General features: G+C 59.6%; 23 protein-coding genes and 1 other RNA gene. 12 read left to right on the forward strand and 12 right to left on the reverse strand.

From position 1 onward, the window contains the following. Positions 1–145: 145 nt before the first annotated feature. Both hemB and ppk1 read left to right on the forward strand, forming a co-directional pair. Positions 146–1,159 (forward strand): porphobilinogen synthase, encoded by a 1,014-nt coding sequence (gene hemB, locus BMY54_RS02015; RefSeq protein WP_093429740.1) that lies wholly within the window; start codon positions 146–148, stop codon positions 1,157–1,159. 18 nt (positions 1,160–1,177) lie between these two features. Further along, positions 1,178–3,403 (forward strand): polyphosphate kinase 1, encoded by a 2,226-nt coding sequence (ppk1, locus tag BMY54_RS02020; RefSeq protein ID WP_093429741.1) that lies wholly within the window; start codon positions 1,178–1,180, stop codon positions 3,401–3,403. 272 nt (positions 3,404–3,675) lie between these two features. Here the strand turns inward: ppk1 and ppx are convergent, their stop codons facing one another. The 5 genes from ppx to BMY54_RS02045 all read right to left on the reverse strand — a co-directional run bounded on the left by ppx (position 3,676) and on the right by BMY54_RS02045 (position 8,237). After that, on the reverse strand, positions 3,676–5,178 hold the full coding sequence (gene ppx, locus BMY54_RS02025) for an exopolyphosphatase (RefSeq protein WP_093429742.1): 1,503 nt from the start codon (positions 5,176–5,178) through the stop codon (positions 3,676–3,678). A gap of 206 nt (positions 5,179–5,384) precedes the next feature. Beyond that, on the reverse strand, positions 5,385–6,122 hold the full coding sequence (locus BMY54_RS02030) for an amino acid ABC transporter ATP-binding protein (RefSeq protein ID WP_007911148.1): 738 nt from the start codon (positions 6,120–6,122) through the stop codon (positions 5,385–5,387). Continuing rightward, complete coding sequence (locus tag BMY54_RS02035) at positions 6,109–6,759, reverse strand: amino acid ABC transporter permease (protein ID WP_093429743.1); 651 nt, start codon at positions 6,757–6,759, stop codon at positions 6,109–6,111. The genes BMY54_RS02030 and BMY54_RS02035 overlap by 14 nt, the downstream gene beginning before the upstream one ends. Continuing rightward, a complete protein-coding gene (locus BMY54_RS02040) occupies positions 6,756–7,430 on the reverse strand; it encodes an amino acid ABC transporter permease (RefSeq protein ID WP_093429744.1) in 675 nt (224 codons plus the stop codon). Before BMY54_RS02040 ends, BMY54_RS02035 begins: the two co-directional genes overlap by 4 nt. Positions 7,431–7,451: 21 nt before the next feature. Next, positions 7,452–8,237: a transporter substrate-binding domain-containing protein gene (locus tag BMY54_RS02045; protein ID WP_093429745.1), complete on the reverse strand. Its 786-nt coding sequence runs from the start codon at positions 8,235–8,237 to the stop codon at positions 7,452–7,454. Between the two features lie 256 nt (positions 8,238–8,493). Here BMY54_RS02045 and BMY54_RS02050 point away from each other — a divergent pair, with 256 nt between their 5' ends. The 7 genes from BMY54_RS02050 (at position 8,494) to BMY54_RS02080 (ending at position 16,629) form a co-directional block, all read left to right on the forward strand. Further along, complete coding sequence (locus BMY54_RS02050; RefSeq protein ID WP_093429746.1) at positions 8,494–9,201, forward strand: FadR/GntR family transcriptional regulator; 708 nt, start codon at positions 8,494–8,496, stop codon at positions 9,199–9,201. A gap of 120 nt (positions 9,202–9,321) precedes the next feature. Continuing rightward, positions 9,322–9,651 carry a thioredoxin TrxA gene (gene trxA / locus BMY54_RS02055; protein WP_003206727.1) on the forward strand — a complete coding sequence of 110 codons (330 nt, stop codon included), beginning with the start codon at positions 9,322–9,324 and terminating at the stop codon, positions 9,649–9,651. A gap of 251 nt (positions 9,652–9,902) precedes the next feature. Continuing rightward, a complete protein-coding gene (gene rho, locus BMY54_RS02060) occupies positions 9,903–11,162 on the forward strand; it encodes a transcription termination factor Rho (RefSeq protein ID WP_003229334.1) in 1,260 nt (419 codons plus the stop codon). 127 nt (positions 11,163–11,289) lie between these two features. Further along, positions 11,290–13,251 (forward strand): acyltransferase family protein, encoded by a 1,962-nt coding sequence (locus BMY54_RS02065; RefSeq protein WP_093429747.1) that lies wholly within the window; start codon positions 11,290–11,292, stop codon positions 13,249–13,251. An 80-nt stretch (positions 13,252–13,331) separates the two neighbouring features. After that, positions 13,332–14,798 (forward strand): 4-hydroxy-3-polyprenylbenzoate decarboxylase, encoded by a 1,467-nt coding sequence (gene ubiD, locus BMY54_RS02070; protein WP_007911173.1) that lies wholly within the window; start codon positions 13,332–13,334, stop codon positions 14,796–14,798. Beyond that, on the forward strand, positions 14,798–15,766 hold the full coding sequence (locus BMY54_RS02075; protein ID WP_093429748.1) for a CDP-6-deoxy-delta-3,4-glucoseen reductase: 969 nt from the start codon (positions 14,798–14,800) through the stop codon (positions 15,764–15,766). The genes ubiD and BMY54_RS02075 overlap by 1 nt, the downstream gene beginning before the upstream one ends. Positions 15,767–15,960: 194 nt before the next feature. After that, entirely contained in the window at positions 15,961–16,629 is a 669-nt protein-coding gene (locus tag BMY54_RS02080; RefSeq protein WP_093429749.1) for a gamma-glutamylcyclotransferase, read from the forward strand. Here BMY54_RS02080 and glpT read toward each other — a convergent pair. Then, on the reverse strand, positions 16,605–17,954 hold the full coding sequence (gene glpT / locus BMY54_RS02085; protein WP_016985912.1) for a glycerol-3-phosphate transporter: 1,350 nt from the start codon (positions 17,952–17,954) through the stop codon (positions 16,605–16,607). The genes BMY54_RS02080 and glpT overlap by 25 nt on opposite strands. Positions 17,955–18,178: 224 nt before the next feature. Between glpT and BMY54_RS02090 the strand changes: the two genes are divergently transcribed. Next, on the forward strand, positions 18,179–18,808 hold the full coding sequence (locus tag BMY54_RS02090; RefSeq protein ID WP_093429750.1) for a flagellar basal body-associated protein FliL: 630 nt from the start codon (positions 18,179–18,181) through the stop codon (positions 18,806–18,808). A 6-nt stretch (positions 18,809–18,814) separates the two neighbouring features. Here BMY54_RS02090 and BMY54_RS02095 read toward each other — a convergent pair whose 3' ends face one another. Then, the gene (locus tag BMY54_RS02095; protein WP_093429751.1) at positions 18,815–19,792 is read right to left on the reverse strand and encodes an NADPH:quinone oxidoreductase family protein; all 978 of its coding nucleotides are present in this window, start codon (positions 19,790–19,792) and stop codon (positions 18,815–18,817) included. 150 nt (positions 19,793–19,942) lie between these two features. Between BMY54_RS02095 and BMY54_RS02100 the strand changes: the two genes are divergently transcribed. Further along, on the forward strand, positions 19,943–20,350 hold the full coding sequence (locus BMY54_RS02100) for a flagellar basal body-associated protein FliL (protein ID WP_027610485.1): 408 nt from the start codon (positions 19,943–19,945) through the stop codon (positions 20,348–20,350). Between the two features lie 115 nt (positions 20,351–20,465). On the opposite strand, the gene BMY54_RS02105 is transcribed toward BMY54_RS02100, so the two are convergent. Further along, positions 20,466–20,918 (reverse strand): EVE domain-containing protein, encoded by a 453-nt coding sequence (locus BMY54_RS02105; protein ID WP_093429752.1) that lies wholly within the window; start codon positions 20,916–20,918, stop codon positions 20,466–20,468. 197 nt (positions 20,919–21,115) lie between these two features. Here BMY54_RS02105 and BMY54_RS30540 point away from each other — a divergent pair, with 197 nt between their 5' ends. Continuing rightward, complete coding sequence (locus BMY54_RS30540; RefSeq protein WP_016985917.1) at positions 21,116–21,271, forward strand: hypothetical protein; 156 nt, start codon at positions 21,116–21,118, stop codon at positions 21,269–21,271. Positions 21,272–21,307: 36 nt separating this feature from the next. Here BMY54_RS30540 and BMY54_RS02115 read toward each other — a convergent pair whose 3' ends face one another. The 4 genes from BMY54_RS02115 to BMY54_RS02130 all read right to left on the reverse strand — a co-directional run bounded on the left by BMY54_RS02115 (position 21,308) and on the right by BMY54_RS02130 (position 22,725). After that, the gene (locus BMY54_RS02115) at positions 21,308–21,913 is read right to left on the reverse strand and encodes a 5-formyltetrahydrofolate cyclo-ligase (protein ID WP_093429753.1); all 606 of its coding nucleotides are present in this window, start codon (positions 21,911–21,913) and stop codon (positions 21,308–21,310) included. Positions 21,914–21,992: 79 nt separating this feature from the next. Continuing rightward, positions 21,993–22,171, reverse strand: a non-coding RNA gene (gene ssrS / locus BMY54_RS02120) — 6S RNA. 30 nt (positions 22,172–22,201) lie between these two features. After that, a complete protein-coding gene (locus BMY54_RS02125) occupies positions 22,202–22,519 on the reverse strand; it encodes a cell division protein ZapA (protein WP_093429754.1) in 318 nt (105 codons plus the stop codon). Beyond that, positions 22,516–22,725 (reverse strand): TIGR02449 family protein, encoded by a 210-nt coding sequence (locus BMY54_RS02130; RefSeq protein ID WP_007911197.1) that lies wholly within the window; start codon positions 22,723–22,725, stop codon positions 22,516–22,518. Before BMY54_RS02130 ends, BMY54_RS02125 begins: the two co-directional genes overlap by 4 nt. Between the last annotated feature and the right edge of the window lie 94 nt (positions 22,726–22,819).

Genomic DNA, 22,819 nt, shown 5'->3' on the forward strand with positions numbered 1-22,819 from the left:
CAAATGTGTCTCGACGTGAACAATTCCTACACTGAGAATGGAATGCGGCTACCTGTCACAGGTCTCACACAACTGTCATCTGTTCGTCATAATGGCCGTCTATAACTGTCACGCTCGCCCGTTTGCGCGGGCTCAGGAGTCTGCCGTGAGCTTTACCCCCGCCAATCGTCTGTTCCCTGCCACACGCCTGCGGCGCAATCGTCGTGATGATTTTTCGCGTCGGCTGGTGCGGGAAAATGTGCTGACAGTCGATGACCTGATCCTGCCGGTGTTCGTGCTCGACGGTGAAAACCGCCGCGAAGCCGTGGCCTCGATGCCCGGGGTAGAGCGGCTGACGATCGATTTGCTGCTCGAAGAAGCGGCCCGGTGGGTCGAGCTGGGGATTCCGGCGCTGGCGCTGTTCCCGGTCACCCCTCCTGAGCTTAAATCCCTCGACGCCGCCGAAGCCTGGAATCCTCAAGGCATCGCCCAGCGCGCCACCCGCGCCCTGCGTGAGCGTTTCCCGGAGCTGGGGGTGATCACCGACGTCGCGCTCGATCCGTTCACCACCCACGGCCAGGACGGCATTCTCGACGAAGAAGGCTACGTACAGAACGACATTACCGTCGACGCGCTGGTTCGTCAGGCGTTGTCCCATGCTGAAGCCGGCGCGCAGGTGGTGGCGCCGTCGGACATGATGGACGGTCGCATTCAGGCGATCCGCGAAGCGCTGGAAATCGCCCGCCACGTCAACGTGCGGATCATGGCTTATTCGGCCAAGTACGCCAGCGCCTATTACGGCCCGTTCCGCGATGCGGTCGGTTCGGCGTCGAACCTAGGCAAGGCCAACAAGGCCTCGTATCAGATGGACCCGGCCAACAGCGACGAAGCGCTGCACGAAGTCGGCGCCGACTTGTCTGAAGGCGCGGACATGGTCATGGTCAAACCCGGCATGCCGTATCTGGACATTCTTTTCCGGGTAAAAGATGCCTTCAAAGTGCCGACCTTCGTCTATCAGGTTAGCGGCGAATACGCCATGCACATGGCGGCGATCCAGAATGGCTGGTTGAGCGAGGCGGTGATTCTCGAATCACTGACCGCCTTTAAACGTGCCGGCGCTGATGGCATCCTGACTTACTTTGCTGTCCGCGCCGCTCAATTGTTACGAGAGCAGAAATAGCCCTCCCAGGAACATTCAATGAATACCGAAGGACTCACGGAAGTTGCAGTAAAAGAAGCTCAACCGGTGGTCGAGCAAATCACCGAGACCCCGCCGGAACTGGAGCCTGCGCCACCCGCGCCAGTCGCCGAACCTGTCGCGGCGGCGCCAGTGATTGCGATACCGGGCCTGGATGACAGCAGCCTGTACATCCACCGTGAGCTTTCGCAACTGCAATTCAATATCCGCGTGCTGGAACAGGCGCTGGACGAGTCCTATCCGTTGCTGGAACGCCTGAAGTTCCTGCTGATCTTTTCCAGCAACCTTGACGAATTCTTTGAAATTCGCGTCGCCGGCCTGAAGAAGCAGATTACCTTCGCCCGTGAACAGGCCGGTGCTGACGGCTTGCAGCCGCATCAGGCGCTGGCGCGGATCAGCGAGCTGGTCCACGGTCACGTTGACCGCCAGTACGCGATCCTCAACGACATTCTGTTGCCGGAGCTGGAAAAGCATCAGGTGCGCTTTATTCGTCGCCGGCACTGGACGACCAAGATCAAAACCTGGGTGCGCCGTTATTTCCGCGACGAGATCGCACCGATCATCACCCCGATCGGCCTCGACCCGACGCACCCGTTCCCGTTGCTGGTGAACAAGAGCCTGAACTTCATCGTCGAACTGGAAGGCATCGACGCCTTCGGTCGCGACTCCGGTCTGGCGATCATCCCGGCGCCGCGCCTGCTGCCACGGATCATCAAGGTGCCGGAAGAAGTTGGCGGCCCGGGCGACAACTATGTGTTCCTGTCGTCGATGATCCACGCCCATGCCGATGACCTGTTCCAGGGCATGAAGGTAAAAGGCTGCTATCAGTTCCGCCTGACCCGAAACGCTGACCTCGCGCTCGACTCCGAAGACGTCGAAGACCTGGCCCGCGCCCTGCGTGGCGAGTTGTTCTCGCGTCGTTACGGCGATGCGGTGCGTCTGGAAGTCGCTGACACCTGCCCGAAACACCTCTCGGATTACTTGCTCAAGCAGTTCAACCTGAGCGAGAGCGAGCTGTATCAGGTCAACGGCCCGGTCAACCTGACGCGGCTGTTCAGCATCACCGGTCTGGACAGTCATCCGGAGCTGCAATACACGCCGTTCACCCCGCAGATCCCGAAACTGCTGCAGAACAGCGAAAACATTTTCAGCGTGGTCAGCAAGCAGGACATCCTGCTGCTGCACCCGTTCGAGTCGTTCACCCCGGTGGTCGACCTCCTGCGTCAGGCGGCGAAAGACCCGCATGTACTCGCTGTGCGCCAGACGCTGTACCGCTCCGGCGCCAACTCTGAGATCGTCGATGCGCTGGTGGATGCCGCGCGTAACGGCAAGGAAGTGACGGCAGTCATCGAGCTGCGTGCACGGTTCGACGAAGAGTCCAACCTGCAACTGGCCAGCCGTCTGCAAGCGGCCGGTGCGGTGGTGATCTACGGCGTGGTCGGCTTCAAGACCCACGCCAAGATGATGCTGATCCTGCGTCGCGAGGCCGGCGAGATCGTCCGCTACGCGCATCTCGGCACCGGTAACTACCACGCCGGTAACGCCAAGCTCTACACCGACTACAGCCTGCTGACCTCCGACGATGCCTTGTGCGAAGACGTCGGCAAACTGTTCAGCCAGTTGATCGGCATGGGTAAAACCCTGCGCATGAAGAAGCTGCTGCATGCGCCGTTCACCCTGAAGAAGGGCATGCTCGACATGATCACCCGCGAGACGCAATTTGCGCTCGACGGCAAACCGGCGCACATCATCGCCAAGTTCAACTCGCTGACCGATCCGAAGATCATCCGCGCGCTGTACAAGGCCAGCCAGTCCGGCGTGCGCATCGATCTGGTGGTGCGCGGCATGTGCTGCCTGCGTCCGGGCATCGCCGGTGTTTCGCACAACATCCATGTGCGCTCGATCATCGGCCGCTTCCTGGAACACACCCGCGTGTTCTACTTCCTCAATGGCGGCGACGAGCAGATGTTCCTCTCCAGCGCCGACTGGATGGAGCGCAACCTCGACAAGCGCGTCGAGACTTGCTTCCCGGTAGAAGGCAAGAAGCTGCTGACCCGGGTGAAGAAAGAGCTGGAGCTGTATTTGACTGACAATACGCATAGCTGGAGTTTGCAGTCGGATGGTCGTTATATTCGCAACACGCCGACCGGCAACCAGAACCCGAGGAGTGCGCAGGCGACGTTGCTGGAGCGGCTGGGTAGCCCGATCTTGCCGGTGAGCAGTTGAGGCCTTGAAGGTCAAAAGCCCCTCATCGGAACGCCGCCCGCCTAACCCTCTCCCAGAGGGAGAGGGGACTGACCGAGGTGTCTTACGCTATCACCGACCTGAGAAATCGAGTCGAACTCAGGATTTGAAAAGCCCACAAATCGGCTCCCTCTCCCTCGGGAGAGGGCTGGGGTGAGGGGAAGGCCCAACTCCAATTTCAAGCCGAACCCAATAAAAAGGCGATCCCTGCGGATCGCCTTTTTTGTACCTGTTATCCACAAATTTGCTGGGTATCAGTGAACAGTGAGCACAATCCCCACCCGCGTCAGCCAATCCGCCTCAAGCCCGAAATCCGCCTGAGTCAGCTGATTCTCATCCAGCCAATTCTCCGGAAACTCCACATCGAGGGTGTTGCCCTTCGCGTGCAACACCACCTGCGGCATCGCCTGGGTGCCACGAATGTGGTGGAACAGGATTGCAAAACGCAGCAGCACACAGAGGCGAATCAGCTTGTCACCGTCGTCGCCGAAATCGGCAAACTTGTCCTTGGGAATGTTGCGGCGATGGCCGCGCACCAATAGCGCGAGCATCTGTTGGTCTTCACGGGAGAACCCGGCGAGGTCCGAGTGCTCGATCAGGTAGGCGCCGTGCTTGTGGTAGTGATAGTGAGCGATGTCGAGGCCGACTTCGTGCACTTTCGCCGCCCAGCCGAGGAGTTCGCGCCAGATGCCGTCATCCAGCTCCCAGTCCACCGCAACCTGGTCAAACGCGTGCAAGGCTTTGCGCTCAACCCGTGCGGCTTGCTCCAGATCAACGTGATAGCGCTCCATCAACGAGGTCAGGGTGCGCTCGCGCACGTCTTCATGATGATGACGGCCGAGCAGGTCGTAGAGCACGCCTTCACGCAGTGCGCCGTCGCAGTGGTCCATGCGTTGCAGTTCGAGGGCGTCGAAAATCGCTTCGAGAATCGCCAGACCCGCCGGGAAGATTGTCCGGCGATCAGGCTTGATGCCTTCGAAATCGATCTTGTCGACGTCACCGAGCTTGAACAGGCGGCGCTTGAGCCACGCCAGGCCTTCGGCATTCACTTCGCCAGTGCCGTGACCGCCGGCCTTCAGCGCCAGGCCGATGGCACGGATGGTGCCCGAGGAGCCGATGGCTTCATCCCAGGTCAGGCGATGCAGGGCGTGTTCGATGCTCATGATCTCCAGCCGCGCCGCGGTATACGCCTGGGCGTAGCGGGCCGGGGTGATCTTGCCGTCCTTGAAGTAGCGCTGAGTGAAGCTGACACAGCCCATTTGCAGGCTTTCGCGCAACAATGGCTCAAAGCGCTGGCCAATGATGAATTCGGTACTGCCGCCGCCGATATCGGCGACCAGACGTTTGCCCGGGGTGTCGGCGAGGGTGTGCGATACGCCCAGATAAATCAGGCGCGCTTCTTCACGGCCGGAAATGACTTCCACCGGATGACCGAGGATTTCTTCGGCGCGGTGGATGAATTCGAGGCGGTTGCGCGCTTCACGCAAGGCGTTGGTGCCGACGATGCGCACGGCGCCCAGCGGCATACCGTTGATCAGTTGGGCGAAACGCTTGAGGCAATCAAGGCCTCGTTGCATCGATTCTTCGTTGAGATGGCGCTCATCGTCGATGCCGGCGGCGAGCTGAACCTTCTCGCCGAGGCGTTCGAGAATGCGGATCTCACCGTTCTGGGCCTTGGCCACGACCATGTGAAAGCTGTTCGAGCCCAGGTCGATTGCGGCGATCAGGGACAGATTCTTGGCTTGGGATTGCGGCATGGTCAGGGGGTCTCGGTCGATAACCCCGTCATCGTGCCACGATCAAACGCTGGCGCCAACGCGCACGGTTCAAACCGTTGATTCAGCGCAGAAAGTCTGGAGATCGCGGCGCGGCCATTCGCGAGCAAGCTTGCTCCACAGGTGAGCGCATTCCAATGTGGGAGCGAGCTTGCTCGCGAAGAGGGCATCACTGCCTCAGAAGATCTTCAGGCTGTTGCTTCAACTGTGCCAATAAAGTTCGCCAGCTCTGCCGTCTGCGGATTGGCAAACAACACCTTCGGATCCCCCACCTCATGGACTTTGCCATGGTGCATGAACACCAATTTATCCCCGACCTCGCGGGCGAAGCGCATTTCGTGGGTGACCATGATCAGCGTCATGCCTTCCTTGGCCAGTTGCCGCACCACGCTGAGCACTTCATTGACCAGTTCCGGGTCGAGCGCCGAGGTGATTTCATCGCACAACAACACTTTCGGCGACATCGCCAGCGCCCGGGCAATCGCTACCCGCTGTTGCTGGCCCCCAGACAACCGATCCGGGAAGGCATCGAATTTTTCCCCAAGGCCCACGCGTTCCAGCATTTCCCGGGCCAGCTCCGCCGCTTTGGCTTTCGGCACTTTCTGCACCACTTGCGGTGCGAGCATGACGTTTTCGCCCACGGTCAGGTGCGGGAACAGATTGAACTGCTGAAAGACCATGCCGACTTTCTGCCGCAGGCTGCGCAGATCGGCGCGGGCGGCGTCGAGGTATTCGCCGTCGACTTCGATCACGCCGTCATTGATCGACTCCAGCCCATTGAGGGTGCGCAGCAGGGTGGATTTGCCCGAGCCGCTGCGGCCGATGATCGCCACCACCTGGCCTTCCTCGACACTGAGGTCAATGCCTTTAAGCACATGGTGATCGCCGTAGTATTTATGCAGGGCGGAAATTCTAAGCAGAGGCATGCAGTCTCCTTTCCAGGTAGCGCGCACTGAGGGACAAGGGGTAGCAGAGCAGGAAGTAGCCGAGGGCGACGAGGCCGTAGACCATGAACGGTTCAAACGTGGCATTGGCGAGCATGCCGCCGGTCTTGGTCAGCTCGGTGAAGCCGATGATCGAGGTCACGGCGGTGCCTTTGACCACTTGCACCGAGAAACCCACGGTCGGCGCCACAGCGATGCGCAGTGCTTGCGGCAGGATCACGTAGCGCAGCTGTTCCAGCGGATTCAGCGCCAGACTCGCCGAGGCTTCCCACTGGCCATGGGGGATCGACTCGACGCAGCCGCGCCAGATCTCCGCCAGATAAGCGCTGGTAAACAAGGTCAGGGCAATCGCTGCGGCCATCCACGGCGAGATTTCGATCCCGGCCAGCGCCACGCCGAAGAACACCAGAAACAACTGCATCAACAGCGGCGTGCCCTGAAACAGCTCGATCCAGGTGCGGGCGATGCTGCTCGGCACAGAGTTTTTCGAGATTCGCATGACCAGGATCAGCAACCCGACAATCCCGCCACCAATGAACGCCACCAGCGACAGCGCCAGTGTCCATTGCAGGCCGGTGAGCAGGTTGCGCAGGATGTCCCAAAAGGTGAAATCGCTCATACGCGGCTCCCGCTTCGACTGATATAGCGTCGGCCAATCCAGTTCAGCAACTGGCGAATCAGCAACGCCATGCACAGGTAGATCAGCGTGGTCAGCGCATAGGTTTCAAAGGCGCGGAAGTTGCGCGACTGAATGAAGTTGGCGGCAAAGCTCAGCTCTTCGGTAGCGATCTGCGAACACACCGCTGAACCGAGCATGACGATGATGATCTGGCTGCTCAGCGCCGGCCAGACCTTGCCCAGCGCCGGCAGCAGCACCACGTGGCGGAATGCCTCGAAGCGCGTCATCGCCAATGCCGCTGCGGCTTCCAGCTGCCCGCGCGGGATTGCCTGAATGCCGGCGCGGATGATCTCGGTCGAATAGGCGCCAAGGTTGATCACCATCGCCAGCACCGCCGCTTGCCACTCGGAAATCTGCACGCCAAGCGATGGCAGGCCGAAGAAGATAAAGAACAACTGCACCAGAAACGGCGTGTTGCGGATCAACTCGACGTAGACGCCGAAGATTGCCGAGAACGGGCGGATGTTCCACGCCCGCACCAAAGCACCGACAACTCCGACACCGACCCCGAGCAACGCACCGATGGCCGTCAGCTCAAGGGTGAACAGCGCCCCGCGCAGCAACAGGTCGGTGTTTTCCACCACCGGCATGAAATCGAACTGATAAGCCATGAAGGTCTCCCGCGCAGTCGATCAGAGATCGGCCGGCAGCGGCTCTTTCAGCCAGGTCTGCGAGTTCTTTTCCAGTGCGCCGTCAGCCTTGGCGGTGGTCAGGATGTCGTTGACCTTGGCCAGCAGCGCCGCTTCGTTCTTGTTCACACCGACGTAGACCGGCGAATCCTTCAGTTTCACTTTCAGCGCCGGCACGCGTTTCGGGTTCTTTTCGCTGATCGCGACCATGACCACGTTGCCGCTGGCGATCAGGTCGACCTGGCCGGCGAGGTAGGCGGCGATGGTCGAGTTGTTGTCCTCGAAGCGCTTGATGGTCACGCCTTCTGGGGCGACTTTGCTCAACTCGATGTCTTCGATGGCGCCACGGGTGACGCTGATGGTTTTGCCCTTGAGGTCGTCGAGGTTGGCGATCGCAGCGTCTGGCGGGCCGAACACGGCGAGGTAGAACGGCGCGTAAGCGCGGGAGAAGTCGATGACTTTCTCGCGCTCGGGGTTTTTGCCGAGGCTGGAGATCACCAGATCGACTTTGCCGGTGGTCAGGAACGGGATGCGGTTGGTGCTGTTGACCGGGGTCAGTTCGAGTTTGACCTTGAGTTGATCGGCCAGCAGTTTCGCCGTGTCGATGTCCAGGCCGCGAGGCTTCATGTCCGGGCCGACCGAGCCGAATGGCGGGAAGTCCTGGGGCACGGCGACTTTCAGCGTGCCGCGTTTGACCACGTCGTCGAGACCGTCGGCGTGCGCGGGAGCCTGGCTGAGCAACAGAGAGGAAAACAGAGCGGCGAGGAGGGCGCTGTAACGCTTGGTCATGGACAATCTCCGGATCGGCGAGAAGTGATTTCTGCGATCGGACAGAGCATGGGCCGTGCCAATACGTGGTTTTCGCCCCCGCAGACCGCAGTTTCAGCGACTTTGCTCGGTCTTACTGGTCTGAACAGTCAGGTTGTTTTTCGCACTGCCTTGGCGCACCGGTGTGGTTTACCGAACCCTGCTGGGGCACGACTTGCCGGACTCGGCGAATAGCTTTACAACTAGCCGCACATTGGTCTGGCGCGTCTGAAAAACCATGAACTCGATTTCCCGTGCGGTACCCGAAGTGGCGCTGCAAGCGATCCGCAAACTGATCACTGAGCAGGGTTTCGGTGCGGGCGATGCGTTGCCGTCGCAACGGGACCTGGCGCTGCAACTGGGCGTTAGCCGGGCATCGTTGCGTGAGGCGCTGTCGTCGCTGAGTGCGCTGGGCGTGGTCAGTATTCAGCCGGGCAAAGGCGTGTTCGTGCAGTCGCCCGTAGAGTTGCCGCGTGGTGCGCAGGCACCGGGCTGGCCATTTGCGGCGCAAGCGTCACCGCTGGACATCTTTCAATTGCGCTATGCGCTGGAAGGCTTCGCCGCAGGGCTGGCGGCGGTCACGTTAAGCACGTTCGATCTGGATGCGCTCGAAGACAACGTTGCGGCCATGCGTGACCAATTGAAGGTCGGTGACTTTGAAGCGGCGGCGAAACTCGACTTCGAATTCCACCGCCGAATCCTCTTGGCCAGCGGCAATCAGGCGATGCTGAGCATCCTTACCGCCAGCGCCGAGATGTTCCTGGAGAGCCAGAAACTACCGTTCATCCGTGCCGAACGCGCCATGGAAACCTGGCAGGAACACCGCAAGATCCTCCGCGCCCTCGCGCGCCGGGCGTCGGGCGCGGCACAAAAAGCCATGCAGGAACACGTGCGCAACGCCGCCCTGCGTACCGGAATTGCTTTCATTGCCCCCGCCACGACGTGACTTGAGCTATACCCAAACTCATCGAGTGCCATAGCAAGACTCAATCAACTGCGGCTTCCTGAACAGGGGAAGGGCGGCTATGATGGGCCACGTTTTTTTGCTTACAACCTGGAGAATTCCATGAGCAGCGATCTTATCAAACACGTTAGCGACGCTAGCTTCGAAGCCGACGTACTCAAGGCCGAAGGCGCTGTCCTGGTCGATTACTGGGCTGAATGGTGCGGTCCTTGCAAAATGATCGCTCCGGTTCTGGACGAGATTGCCGAGACTTACAAAGGCAAGCTGACCGTTGCCAAACTGAACATCGACGAAAACCAGGAAACCCCGGCCAAGCACGGCGTGCGTGGTATCCCGACGCTGATGCTGTTCAAGAACGGCAACGTTGAAGCGACCAAGGTCGGCGCCCTGTCGAAGTCGCAACTGGCGGCTTTCCTCGACGCCAACATCTAAGCGTCGCTGTAAAGTGCCTGAAAAAAAGCCCCGCAAATTAGCGGGGCTTTTTGCGTATTCAGGGCTAGACGCTCCGAAACTCAGGTGGTACATTCGGCCCCGCACTGGTTTCTCCATTGCCCCCTGCTAGCCGTCGCCGACGCACTCCTTTTCGAATAAGTACGCGATCCTGTCGCCTTCTCTGCGGCGCGGCCTCATTAAGCCAAAAGCTTAATTTCCCCCCCCTCCATAAATGATTACGTCATTCCTATATGAATCTGACTGAACTCAAGCAAAAGCCGATTACCGAACTGCTCGAATTGGCCGAACAGATGGGCATAGAAAATATGGCCCGTTCGCGCAAGCAGGACGTGATTTTCTCCCTGCTGAAAAAGCACGCGAAAAGCGGCGAGGAAATCTCCGGTGATGGCGTGCTGGAGATTCTCCAGGACGGCTTCGGCTTCCTGCGCTCCGCTGACGCTTCCTACCTGGCCGGCCCGGACGATATCTACGTCTCGCCGAGCCAGATCCGCCGTTTCAACTTGCGCACCGGTGACACCATCGTTGGCAAGATTCGCCCTCCGAAGGAAGGCGAGCGGTATTTCGCCCTGCTCAAGGTCGACACGATCAACTTCGATCGTCCCGAGAACGCGAAAAACAAGATTCTCTTCGAGAACCTGACTCCGCTGTTCCCGACCGTGCGCATGAAGATGGAAGCCGGTAACGGCTCCACCGAAGACTTGACCGGTCGTGTCATCGACCTGTGCGCCCCGATCGGCAAAGGCCAGCGTGGTCTGATCGTTGCACCGCCGAAAGCCGGTAAAACGATCATGCTGCAGAACATCGCCGCGAACATCGCCCGTAACAACCCTGAAGTTCACCTGATCGTGCTGCTGATCGACGAACGTCCGGAAGAAGTAACCGAAATGCAGCGCACCGTGCGTGGCGAAGTGGTTGCCTCGACCTTCGACGAGCCGCCGACCCGTCACGTGCAGGTTGCTGAAATGGTGATCGAGAAGGCCAAGCGCCTTGTTGAACACAAGAAAGACGTGGTGATCCTGCTCGACTCCATCACCCGTCTGGCCCGTGCCTACAACACCGTGATCCCGAGCTCCGGCAAGGTATTGACCGGTGGTGTCGATGCCCACGCCCTCGAGAAGCCAAAGCGTTTCTTCGGTGCCGCGCGTAACATCGAAGAAGGCGGCTCGCTGACCATTATCGCCACCGCGCTGGTTGAAACCGGCTCGAAGATGGACGAAGTGATCTACGAAGAGTTCAAGGGTACCGGCAACATGGAACTGCCTCTGGATCGCAAGATCGCCGAGAAGCGTGTGTTCCCGGCCATCAACATCAACCGCTCCGGCACCCGCCGCGAAGAGTTGCTGACCGCCGACGACGAACTGCAGCGTATGTGGATCCTGCGCAAGCTGCTGCACCCGATGGACGAAGTGGCTGCCATCGAGTTCCTGGTCGACAAGCTGAAAACGACCAAGACCAACGACGAGTTCTTCTTGTCGATGAAGCGCAAGTAATACACACGCTGTAAAAAAGAACGCTCCCGAAAGGGGGCGTTTTTTTTTGCGTACGCGCCGCATAACTTTCGTAACGCGCTACTGTCCTTGTCTGGAGCGGTTTGTACCTACAAGGATAAGAAAGGTTATGCACACGTTTGGCAATCGCCGTGATATCGACGGATTACGGGCGCTGGCGGTTATTCCCGTCGTCCTGTTTCATTTCGGATTCAACACATTCAGCGGCGGCTTTGTCGGCGTTGATGTGTTCTTCGTCATTTCCGGTTTTCTGATCACTTCAATCCTGTTTCGTGAAATCAGCGCGCAGCGCTTCAGCTTCCTCGACTTCTGGGGGCGTCGCGCCCGACGCATCCTGCCGGCGTTGACTGTGGTTGTGGTGGTCACGCTGGCATTAGGCTGGCTGTTGCTGACGGCCAAAGACCTGGCCGAACTGGGACGCACGATTCGTTATCAGTCGCTGTTCATTTCCAACATCTTGTTCATGCGCGAAGACGGCTACTTTGCGCCGGCGTCGGAGCTCAAACCGCTGCTGCATACCTGGTCGCTGGCGGTGGAGGAGCAGTACTACATCTTCTTCCCGTTGATGATGGTGTTGCTGATGCGGTATGTCCGTCATTGGCGCTGGATGCTGTTCGCGGTCCTGTTGGTGTCGTTTGGCCTGAACCTCATTTATATCGAACGCCGGCCTGAATTCGCCTTCTTCGCGCTGCCGACCCGCGCCTGGGAGTTGCTCTGCGGAGCAATGCTGGCGGTGCTGCCCGCGTCGAAACACGTCGCACGGCCGTGGCTGCGCCAGTCGGTGGGCCTGGCCGGACTGGCGGCGGTGCTGGTGGCGGTGTTCACCTACGACAAGTCCACGGTGTTTCCGGGCTGGGCAGCATTGCTGCCGGTATTGGGCACGACGGCGCTGATCTGGTCGGGTGCACAGGGCCCAACGTGGGCGGGCCGGTTGTTGAGTATCCGGGTTCTGGTGTGGATCGGCTTGCTCTCCTATTCGCTGTATCTGTGGCATTGGCCGGTTTACGTGTATGCCAATGCGATCTCCATCGACGGTATCCAGCCGCTGGAAGCGCTCGGTTGGATGGCTCTGGCATTGGCGCTGGCCTGGCTGAGCCTGCGCTATATCGAACTACCCTTCCGTGAAAAGCGTGTGTTTGCCAGTCGTAACTCGGTGTTGGTCGGCGGTCTGGTGTCGATCACGGTGCTGGCGATCACCGGCTCGGTGATTCGCTCGGCAGACGGTGTTCCGCAGCGTCTGACCGGCAAGGCGCTGGAATATGCGCAATCGCGCGAGTGGAACGCCGGGCAGTCGAAATGCATGCACTTGAGCACGGACAAGGCACTGACCAAATCCTGCCTTGTGGGCGGTGATCAAAATATTACGGTGACAAAAATGTTCTGGGGCGACAGTCACGCCGCAGCGTTGTTGCCAGCCATTGAAGGCAATGCCGGGCGCAACGTGCAGCCGGTGTGGCTGTACAGCTTGACCGGGTGCCCGCCGATCATCGATGACCACTTGCGCCCTCAGTGCAAAGACTTCAACCAGCGCAACATGGACCGCGTCACGAGTCTGGGGATCAAGGACGTGGTGTTGGCGGCGAACTGGAGTCTGTACGTTTATGGTCGTGAAGACGGCGATGGCGATCTACAGTTCCTGCTTGATCGCAAGGACAACCCGCGCCAGGCAGAGCAGCGCATGGCTGCCGCCCTCAAGGCGCAAGTGGCCGAGTTGCGTGAAGCGGGTGTGCAAGTCTGGCTGTTCAAGGAAGTGCCACTGCAACACAAGAGCTTCATCGACCGTCTGACCAGTCTGGCGCGCATCGGCCGTTCGGCAGAAGGTCTCGGTCGCCCGCTCAGCGAACACTTGGCTCGCCAGCAGTTTTTCACGTCGTTGTTCGGCTCGATGAGCGCCGCTGATTCCGGCATTCATGTCATCGATCCGACGCCGCTGATGTGCAAGGACGGCTTGTGCGCCATTGATGTCGATGGCCACTCGCAATACAAGGATGCCGATCATCTTTCGGACGTTGGCAGCGCCAGACTGAGCCCGTTGTTTGCGCCATTGATGCTGGGCACCAGCGACAATTGATTGATGCCAGGCGCTGACGGGCTGCTGTTTGCCCGTCAGAGCAGGTAGGATGTACGCCTATTTTGAGGGTGCCATCGTCAATGAAATTCAAGGATCTTCGGGATTTCGTGCAGCAGCTTGAGCAGCGCGGAGAGTTGAAACGCATCCAGATTCCCGTCTCGCCGGTGCTGGAAATGACCGAGGTGTGCGATCGCACACTGCGGGCCAAGGGCCCGGCACTGCTGTTCGAGAAACCCACCGGCTACGACATCCCGGTGCTCGGCAACCTGTTCGGCACGCCTGAACGGGTGGCGATGGGCATGGGCGCCGAGTCGGTCAGCGAGCTGCGCGAAATCGGCAAGCTGCTGGCGTTCCTCAAGGAGCCGGAGCCACCGAAGGGCTTGAAAGACGCATGGTCGAAACTGCCGATCTTCCGCAAGATCATCTCGATGGCGCCGAAAGTCGTCAAAGACGCGGTGTGCCAGGAAGTGGTCATCGAAGGCGACGACGTCGACCTCGCGATGCTGCCGGTGCAGACCTGCTGGCCCGGCGACGTCGGCCCGCTGATCACCTGGGGTCTGACCGTCACCAAAGGCCCGAACAAGGATCGTCAGAACCTCGGCATCTATCGTCAGCAAGTGATCGGCCGCAACAAGGTGATCATGCGTTGGCTCAGCCACCGTGGCGGCGCGCTGGACTTCCGCGAGTGGTGCGAGAAGCATCCGGGCCAGCCGTTCCCGGTGTCCGTCGCCCTGGGTGCGGATCCGGCGACCATTCTCGGCGCGGTGACGCCAGTGCCGGACAGCCTCTCCGAATACGCTTTCGCCGGTCTGTTGCGCGGTAATCGCACCGAACTGGTCAAGTGCCGTGGCAACGACCTGCAAGTGCCGGCCACCGCCGAAATCATCCTCGAAGGCGTAATTCACCCGGGCGAGATGGCTGACGAAGGTCCTTACGGCGACCACACCGGTTACTACAACGAAGTCGACAGCTTCCCGGTGTTCACCGTCGAGCGCATCACCCACCGGATCAAACCGATCTACCACAGTACCTACACCGGCCGTCCGCCAGATGAGCCGGCGATCCTCGGTGTGGCGCTGAATGAAGTGTTCGTGCCGATACTGCAGAAGCAGTTCCCGGAAATCACCGACTTCTACCTGCCGCCGGAAGGCTGCTCGTATCGCATGGCCATCGTGACCATGAAGAAGTCGTATCCGGGGCATGCCAAGCGCGTGATGCTCGGTGTCTGGTCGTTTTTGCGACAGTTTATGTACACCAAGTTCGTTATCGTCACTGACGACGATATCAACGCCCGTGACTGGAACGACGTGATCTGGGCCATCACTACGCGCATGGACCCCAAGCGCGACACGGTGATGATCGATAACACGCCGATCGACTACCTCGACTTCGCCTCGCCGATCTCCGGCCTGGGTTCGAAAATGGGCCTCGATGCCACCCACAAGTGGCCGGGCGAAACCACTCGCGAGTGGGGCCGTGTGATCGTCAAGGACGACGCCGTCACCCAACGGATCGATGCCATCTGGAATCAGTTAGGAATAGATTGATGCGTGTAACCCTGCAGCCCTCCGGAGCAGTGCTTGAGATACAGCCCGGTGAGCGGATTCTCGACGGCGCGCGGCGTCTGGGCTACGAATGCCCGCAAAGCTGCCGCAACGGTAATTGTCATGTGTGTGCGGCGTTGCTGGTTGAAGGCCGCGTCGCGCAGGATGGCAAAGTGCACGACCACGGCGAGTTCTACACTTGCATAGCCGAGCCGCTGGAAGACTGCATCCTGCTGTGGGATGGCGTGCTCGCGCTGGGAGAACTGCCGGTGCGCAGCCTGTCGTGTCAGGTCATCGAGTGCCGGGACGTCGGCGGCGACACCTGGCGCGTGCGTCTGCGTGCGCCGGCGGGCAAGTCACCGCGTTATCACGCCGGGCAATATTTGATGATCGAGCGCGAGAACGGCGAGAAGTCGGCGTTCTCTATGGCCTCGGCACCCCACGGCGGGCGTGATCTGGAAATCCATGTGCTGGCGCGCGAAGCCAGTGCACTGAGCCTGATCGAACAGCTGCAACGCAACGCGATGGTGCGTGTCGAGCTGCCATTCGGTGACACGCATCTGGCCGAGCTGCCGGAAGGGCCGCTGGTGCTGATCGCCGCTGGCACCGGCATGGGCCAGATTCACGCCTTGATCGAACACTGCCGCGCCAACGGCTTCAAACACCCCGTGCATCTGTATTGGGGCGTACGCCGTCCGGAAGATTTCTATCAGATCGAGCATTGGGACGAATGGTTGAAGTTGCCCAATCTGTTCCTGCACAAAGTCGTCAGCGATCAATGCGGTTGGGAAGGACGCTGCGGGATGCTGCATGAGGCAGTGTGTGAAGACTTCCCGGATCTGAAGTCCTTGCACGTCTACGCCAGCGGCTCGCCGGCCATGGTCTACGGCACGCTGGACGCTCTGGTTGAAGCGGGTATGGACGCTCATCAAATGCGCGCCGACGTGTTCGCTTACGCCCCCCGCTCCTGATTCGTTATAACTCGCTATATAGCCGATCGGTATTTATGTAATTGCATAAATGCCGCTAGGTTATATCAATCAGGCAATCAATTAAGAACTGTGCCATGGCACTCAAATTGCCTTAAAACATATGTGCCTTATTGTTACAGCGGTGCGTTCTATTAAGTAATTCTTCACCCGCGGGGAGCTGAACGCTATTCGCCATGAGCGCCATTGAAAACGCTTTTCTGAATTTGAATTACCCTCCGCGGCTCGATCTTGGGCCGCAGCTGACGCACGAACAACTTCTCGCTTCCATGCAGTCAACCATGGCGCGCCACAAGGGCGGGCCGGTGTGGCTGTTCGCGTATGGCTCACTGATCTGGCGGCCTGAATGCTCGGCGGTGGAGCGGGTGCGCGGCCGCGTGCATGGTTACCATCGCGGTTTGTACCTGTGGTCGCACGAGCATCGCGGCACGCCGGAAATGCCCGGTCTGGTGTTTGGTCTGGATCGCGGCGGTTCGTGCAGTGGCTTCGCCTATCGCTTGCCGGAAGATAATCTCGACGCGGCGCTGTACGCCTTGTGGAAACGCGAGATGCCGGTGCCGTCCTACCGGCCACACTGGCTCAACTGCCGGCTCGAAGATGGCACTCAGGTGCAGGCCTTGGGATTCGTTTTGGAGCGACACCTGCCCAGCTATGCCGGCAACTTGCCGGATCACGTGCTGAGCCAGGTGTTCGCAAGCGCTTGCGGGCGTTACGGCACCACTCGCGATTATGTCGAGCAGACCGCCCACGCCCTGCGCAGCCACGCCATGCCAGACCGTAATCTGGAGGCGCGGCTCAAGCGCTGTAAATCACAAAGCGATCAAGCGACTGCTTCACGGCTCTGACTGGCGACTTGCTTGTGCCATAGCGTCGGGGCCAGGAAGGCCATCGCCAGCAGGCAAGCGCCCACCAGCAGGACGAAACCGCCGTCCCAGCCGAAGTGGTCAACGGTGTAGCCCATCGCCGCACTGGCCGCGACCGAACCACCCAGATAGCCGAACAGGCCGGTGAAACCCGCAGCCGTGCCGGCGGCTTTCTTCGGCGCCAGTTCCAGCGCCTGCAGACCGATCAACATCACCGGGCCGTAGATCAGGAAGCCGATCGAAAACAGCGCGATCATGTCAACGGTCGGGTTGCCGGCCGGGTTCAGCCAGTAAACCAGGGTCGCCACGGTCACCAGCGCCATGAACACCATACCGGTCAGGCCACGGTTGCCACGGAAGATCTTGTCCGACATCCAGCCGCACAGCAGCGTGCCGGGAATGCCCGCCCACTCGTAGAAGAAGTAAGCCCACGAAGTTTTATCGACGGTGAAACCCTTGGCTTCTTTCAGGTAGGTCGGCGCCCAGTCCAGTACGCCGTAGCGCAGCAGGTAAACGAAGACGTTAGCCATGGCGATGTACCAGAGCATTTTGTTGCGCAGCACGTATTTGACGAAGATTTCCTTGGCACTGAATTCGTCTTCGTGGCTGGCGTCGTAGCCTTCCGGGTAATCGTTCTTGTACTTCTCGATGGGTGGCAGGCCGACCGATTGCGGGGTGTCGCGCATGGTGATGAAGGCAAATACCGCCACGCCCAGCGCCACGGCTGCCGGTACGTAAAACGCCGCGTGCCAGTCGTTGAACAAGCCCATGCCGAGCAGGAACAGCGGGCCGATCAGGCCGCCGCCAACGTTATGCGCCACGTTCCACACGGATACCACGCCACCGCGTTCCTTCTGCGACCACCAGTGCACCATGGTCCGGCCACTTGGCGGCCAGCCCATGCCTTGGGCCCAGCCGTTGATGAACAGCAGGATGAACATCATGGTTACGCTGGACGTTGCCCAAGGCGCGAAACCGAAAATGAACATCACCCCGGCCGAGACCAGCAGACCGAACGGCAGGAAGTAGCGCGGGTTGGAACGGTCGGACACCAGGCCCATGAGGAATTTCGACAGGCCATAGGCAATGGCGATCGCCGACATCGCCAGACCCAGATCACCACGGCTGTAGCCCTCGTCGATCAGGTACGGCATGGCCAGCGAGAAGTTTTTGCGCAGCAGGTAGTAACCCGCGTAGCCAAAGAAGATACCGGCGAAGATCTGCCAGCGCAGGCGTCGGTACGTGCTGTCTATTTTTTCTTCAGGCAATGGAGCCTGATGTGCGGCAGGACGAAAGAAAGCAAACATTCAAGAGCTCCAGATTTCTTGTTTTGACTGCGGATGCGAATGTTACAGTTTCGTTACCGAAAATAGCACCGGTTCGCATCGAGCAAATAGCGGAAAATGTTGGAAGTCGCGCGTTCCTTTACGAACCTGTCGCTCAGCTGTAAGAACAGGGCGTTTTCGTCGCGCTCGGGACGTTGTGACTTAGACTCACGATTTACAGATCGACTGATTTCGCGAGATAAACGATGACCCCGAAAGTTCGCAGGCTATTGCCCAGACTGTTGATGGTTGCTGCGGTGACTGCTTCAGTACTGGTGTTGAGCTTCGCACAGGGTTCTGCAGCGCCAGGCCTGCGCAATGTCACCGTATTGATCGTCCGTCATGCGGAAAAGCCTGAAGTCGGCCGTGAACTCAATGCCCGGGGCGAACAGCGCGCCGCTGCCTATGCGGACTATTTCACCTCGTTGCAACTGGACGACCAGACACTCACGCCCCAGCGTCTGATCGCTACCGCCGACAGCCCGGAAAGCATCCGACCGCGTCAGACACTGATTCCACTGTCCCAGCGCCTGCAATTGCCCATCGAGCAGCCCTACGCCAATAACGACGTCGACAAACTGGTCAGCCTGCTGCACAAGCACAATCAGGCGAAAACAGTGCTGATCGCTTGGCATCACGGCCACATCAATAAACTGATTGCCGCTTTCGGCGGCGATGGTCCGGCACTGATCGGCCAGCCGAAATGGCCGGTGGATGTTTACGACTGGCTGATCGTTCTGCGCTTCGATGACAAGGGAAAGCTGGTTGGGTCACAGAGCGAAAAGGTTCAGGAACATCTGATGCCGGGCGACATTGCGGCGTCGCCCGGTCGTTGAAGAGTCTCAGCGAACCTTTACCACAACCTTCCCGACAGCCTTGCGCTGGCCAAGATCATTGATCGCCTGCGCCGCATTGCTCAATGAGTACACCTGCGATACCAGCGGTTTCAACTTGCCCTCGGCAAACCAGCCGAACAACTGCTGGAAGTTCGCCGCGTTGTCCTGCGGCTGGCGCTGGGCGAAGGAACCCCAGAATACGCCGAGTACCGCCGCGCCTTTGAGCAGGGCGAGATTTACCGGCAGTTCCGGGATGCGTCCGCTGGCGAAGCCGACCACCAGCAGGCGGCCGTTCCAGGCGATGGCGCGGATGGCCTGGTCGAACAGATCGCCACCGACCGGGTCGTAGATCACGTCAGCGCCCTGACCATCGGTGAGGCGTTTGATTTCTTCCTTGAGGCTGGCTTCGCTGTAATTGATCAGCTCATCGGCACCGGCAGCTTTGGCCACCGCGAGTTTCTCGGCACTGCTGGCGGCGGCGAGGACGCGAGCGCCCATGGCTTTACCGATTTCCACCGCCGCCAAACCGACGCCGCCGGACGCACCGAGTACCAGCAGGGTTTCCCCCGCTTGCAGGTTGGCGCGTTGCTTGAGGGCGTGCATCGAGGTGCCGTAAGTCATGCTGAACGCGGCGGCGGTGTTGAAGTCCATTGACGGCGGGATCGGCAGGACGTTGTAGCCCGGCACCGCAACCTGTTCGGCGAAACTGCCCCAGCCGGTCAGGGCCATGACCCGGTCACCGACTTTGAGGTGGCTGACCTTTTCGCCGACTTCGCGAACCACTCCGGCCGCTTCGCCGCCCGGCGAGAACGGGAAGGGCGGCTTGAACTGGTACTTGCCCTCGATGATCAGCGTGTCCGGGAAGTTGACCCCGGCGGCGTGCACCTCCAGGAGGATTTCGTTCTTCTTCGCGACAGGGCTGGCGACGTCTTCCAGCACCAGCGATTCGGCAGGGCCGAAGGCTTTGCACAGCACGGCTTTCATCAGGGCTATTCCTTTGGGAGTGATGGCCGATAAGTGTAGGTGTGTCAGTCAACGGGTCAACGAGCATGCCCGGCCCTGATAGTCAGCCATAAGCTTGTGCTTGCGTGGCGGGTCGTTATGCTAGGCCGCAAACCGGATAAGGAGCGAATTGTGAAAGCGTGGATCATGTTGTTGCTGGCCCTGTCTCTGCCTGTGGCAGCGCTGGCCGAAGAAGCTAAAGAAGGCGAGGCGCCGAAGGTCAACTACATCACCCTGAGCCCGCCGTTCGTGGGCAACTACGGGTTGGACGGCACGCCGAAGCTTAAGGTTTACAAGGCCGATGTGGCGTTGCGCGTGACCGGTGAGGAGGCGACCAAACTGGTCAAGGCCAACGAGCCGCTGATCCGTAATCAGCTGGTGGCACTGTTCACCCAGCAGACCACCGAGGCGATGGGCAGCATCGAGGGTAAAGAGAAGCTGCGTCAGGAAGCGTTGAAGCAGACCCAGCAAGTGATGAATGACGAGACCGGCAAGCCGGTGGTTGAGGATCTGTTGTTCAACAACCTGATCATTCAGTAAGTCATTTGTTGTCCGGGCTGGCCTCATCGCGAACAGGCTCACTCCTACAGTTGGAATGCGTTTCCCTGTAGGAGTGAGCCTGCTCGCGATGGCGATGTTTCAGGCAACATACTCCTCAGGGTTTGAGCGCAATCACCGCCGCCCACTGTTCGGCCGTCACGGGCATGACCGACAACCGCGAGCCCTTCTGCACCAACGGCATCTCGGCCAGCGCGGTCTGCTGCTTGAGGTAATCCAGCTTCAATACCCGGGCAAACGTCTCGACGTGCGCAACATCAATCGCACTCCAGGCATTCTTCTCTGGAGTAGCCTTCGGGTCGAAGTAGTGGCTTTCCGGCTCCAGTGCGGTGGGATCCGGGTACGCCGCCTGAATAATTTTCCCGATACCGGCAATCCCCGGCTCCGGGCAGCTGGAATGGTAGAAAAAGAACTCGTCACCCACGGCCATCGAGCGCAGGAAGTTACGCGCCTGATAGTTGCGAACTCCGTCCCAGCGCGCTGTGCCGAGCTTTTCCAGACCTTTGATAGAGAGTTCGTCGGGCTCGGACTTCATCAGCCAATAGGCCATGGTTTTTGCTCCTGAAACGGTCATTGGGCAGGTTGTCGGGCAATTTTATGACAAACCGACAGTCGGTTGACGTCAGCGTTTGCGCGCAGGTTCACGTTGTCGCAAAATGCCGGCCTTTAAAGCTTGACGCTGCTGCACGGCCTACGAACGGAAACCGCTGCTGTCATCGTGATGATATGCCTTGAGGGGGGCAATCGATGAAACGCAAACCGGATCTACTATGGACTTTGGTAATTTTGTTTGGCTTGGGCGTCGTAACCACCGGTTATGCGCAGAGCTTGTGGTCGAACAAGGCCGACGCGCCGATTGAAGTCGCGCAACAGGTGCAACAGTCGACAGCCTTCAAGCGCTGAAACGGCTTTCTCGACGCCGCTGATCTGCGCGGCGTCCTATCCCGCGAAATACCAAGCCTTGTCGCTGACCGTGCCTTGTAACGGTACATCCCAGCTTGCCTGCGCCAAGCGTTCGACCTTCTGACATTCATGGGCCAGGCCCAGCAGCGTCGGCTTGCGCCAGCTTTTTCGCCGAGCCAGATACGCCAGGCTGCGATCATAGAAACCGCCGCCCATCCCCAGTCGCCCGCCGACATCGTCAAACCCTACCAACGGCAATAACACCAGATCCAGTGCCCAGACCTTGCGTTGCTGTGCCAGATTGGCTCGCGGCTCGAGAATGCGGAAGCGATTGGGTTTAAGTTTCTCGCCGGGACGAATGCGTTGGAAAACCATCTTGGTGCGTGGCCAGGCGCTGAGCACCGGCAGATAAGTCGATTTACCCCGACGTTGAGCTTCGCGCAGCAGAAGGCGCGGATCGATTTCACCGTCTGTGGGCAGGTACAGAGAAATATGTCTGGCCCGGCGAAAGTGCGGGTCTTGTGCCAGTTGCCGGTACAGGCCCTTGGCAGCCTGGCGTTGTTCGCTCTTGGTCAGCGCACGGCGCGCCTTGCGCAGCAGGCGGCGGAGTTGCGGGCGGGGCAGCAGCGCGGGTTCAGTCATGGTTCGGCTTCGGCAGGTTGGACGAAAACGTACGCATAAAAAATCCGATGGCGGTTTTCACCGACATCGGATTCGAATCAGGCTCCCCGGATGAACCGCTGTCAACTTAGCCCTTGAACCCGAAAGTTCAAGGTGGAAGATGCAGTAGACTTTAAGGCTTTCCGTCTAGCGGACATGCACACCAGCCCAACGTGCAACTTCCAGGGTAGTGCGAATCGGCTCAGGGACATCGTCAACTGGCAAGCACCCCAGGGAGTGCCGCGAGTATACCGCAAGCGGCCAGTTGAATCAGCCCTTGCTGGTGTTCTGATCGTCGGCGAGGACCAGATCGACACGATCGAGCAAGTCGCGCACCTGTTCACGGGTCGAACCGCTGGCCTGGATGTCCGGACGCTCTTCTTTGTGCAAGAGGTCGTGGGTGATGTTCAGCGCGGCCATCACGGCGATACGGTCGGCACCGATGACTTTGCCGCTGCTGCGAATCTCACGCATCTTGCCATCCAGATAGCGCGCGGCACTGACCAGATTGCTGCGTTCTTCCTGCGGGCAGATGATCGAATATTCTTTATCGAGGATCTGCACGGTGACGCTATTGCTTGAACTCATGAGTCTTGCTCCAGGGCCTTGAGGCGCGAAATCATCGATTCGACCTTACGCCGGGCGATTTCGTTTTTTTCAATGAGGTGAGCGCGTTCCTCGCGCCAGGTCTTTTCCTGAGCTAGTAAGAGTGCATTTTGACTCTTTAGTTGCTCGACTCGGCCAATCAACAGTTCGAGTCTGGCCATCAGCGCTTGCAGGTCGGTGTCTTCCATTGTGTCCACGTGTTCGTCTGATGGGAGGTAGCTGGCGGACAGCCTTTAATAGTCTTGGCGAGTCTGTCGATGTAGGATACAAGGCCTTCATTCT

This window comes from Pseudomonas sp. ok266 (assembly GCF_900110195.1).
Classification (GTDB): domain Bacteria; phylum Pseudomonadota; class Gammaproteobacteria; order Pseudomonadales; family Pseudomonadaceae; genus Aquipseudomonas; species Aquipseudomonas neuropathica.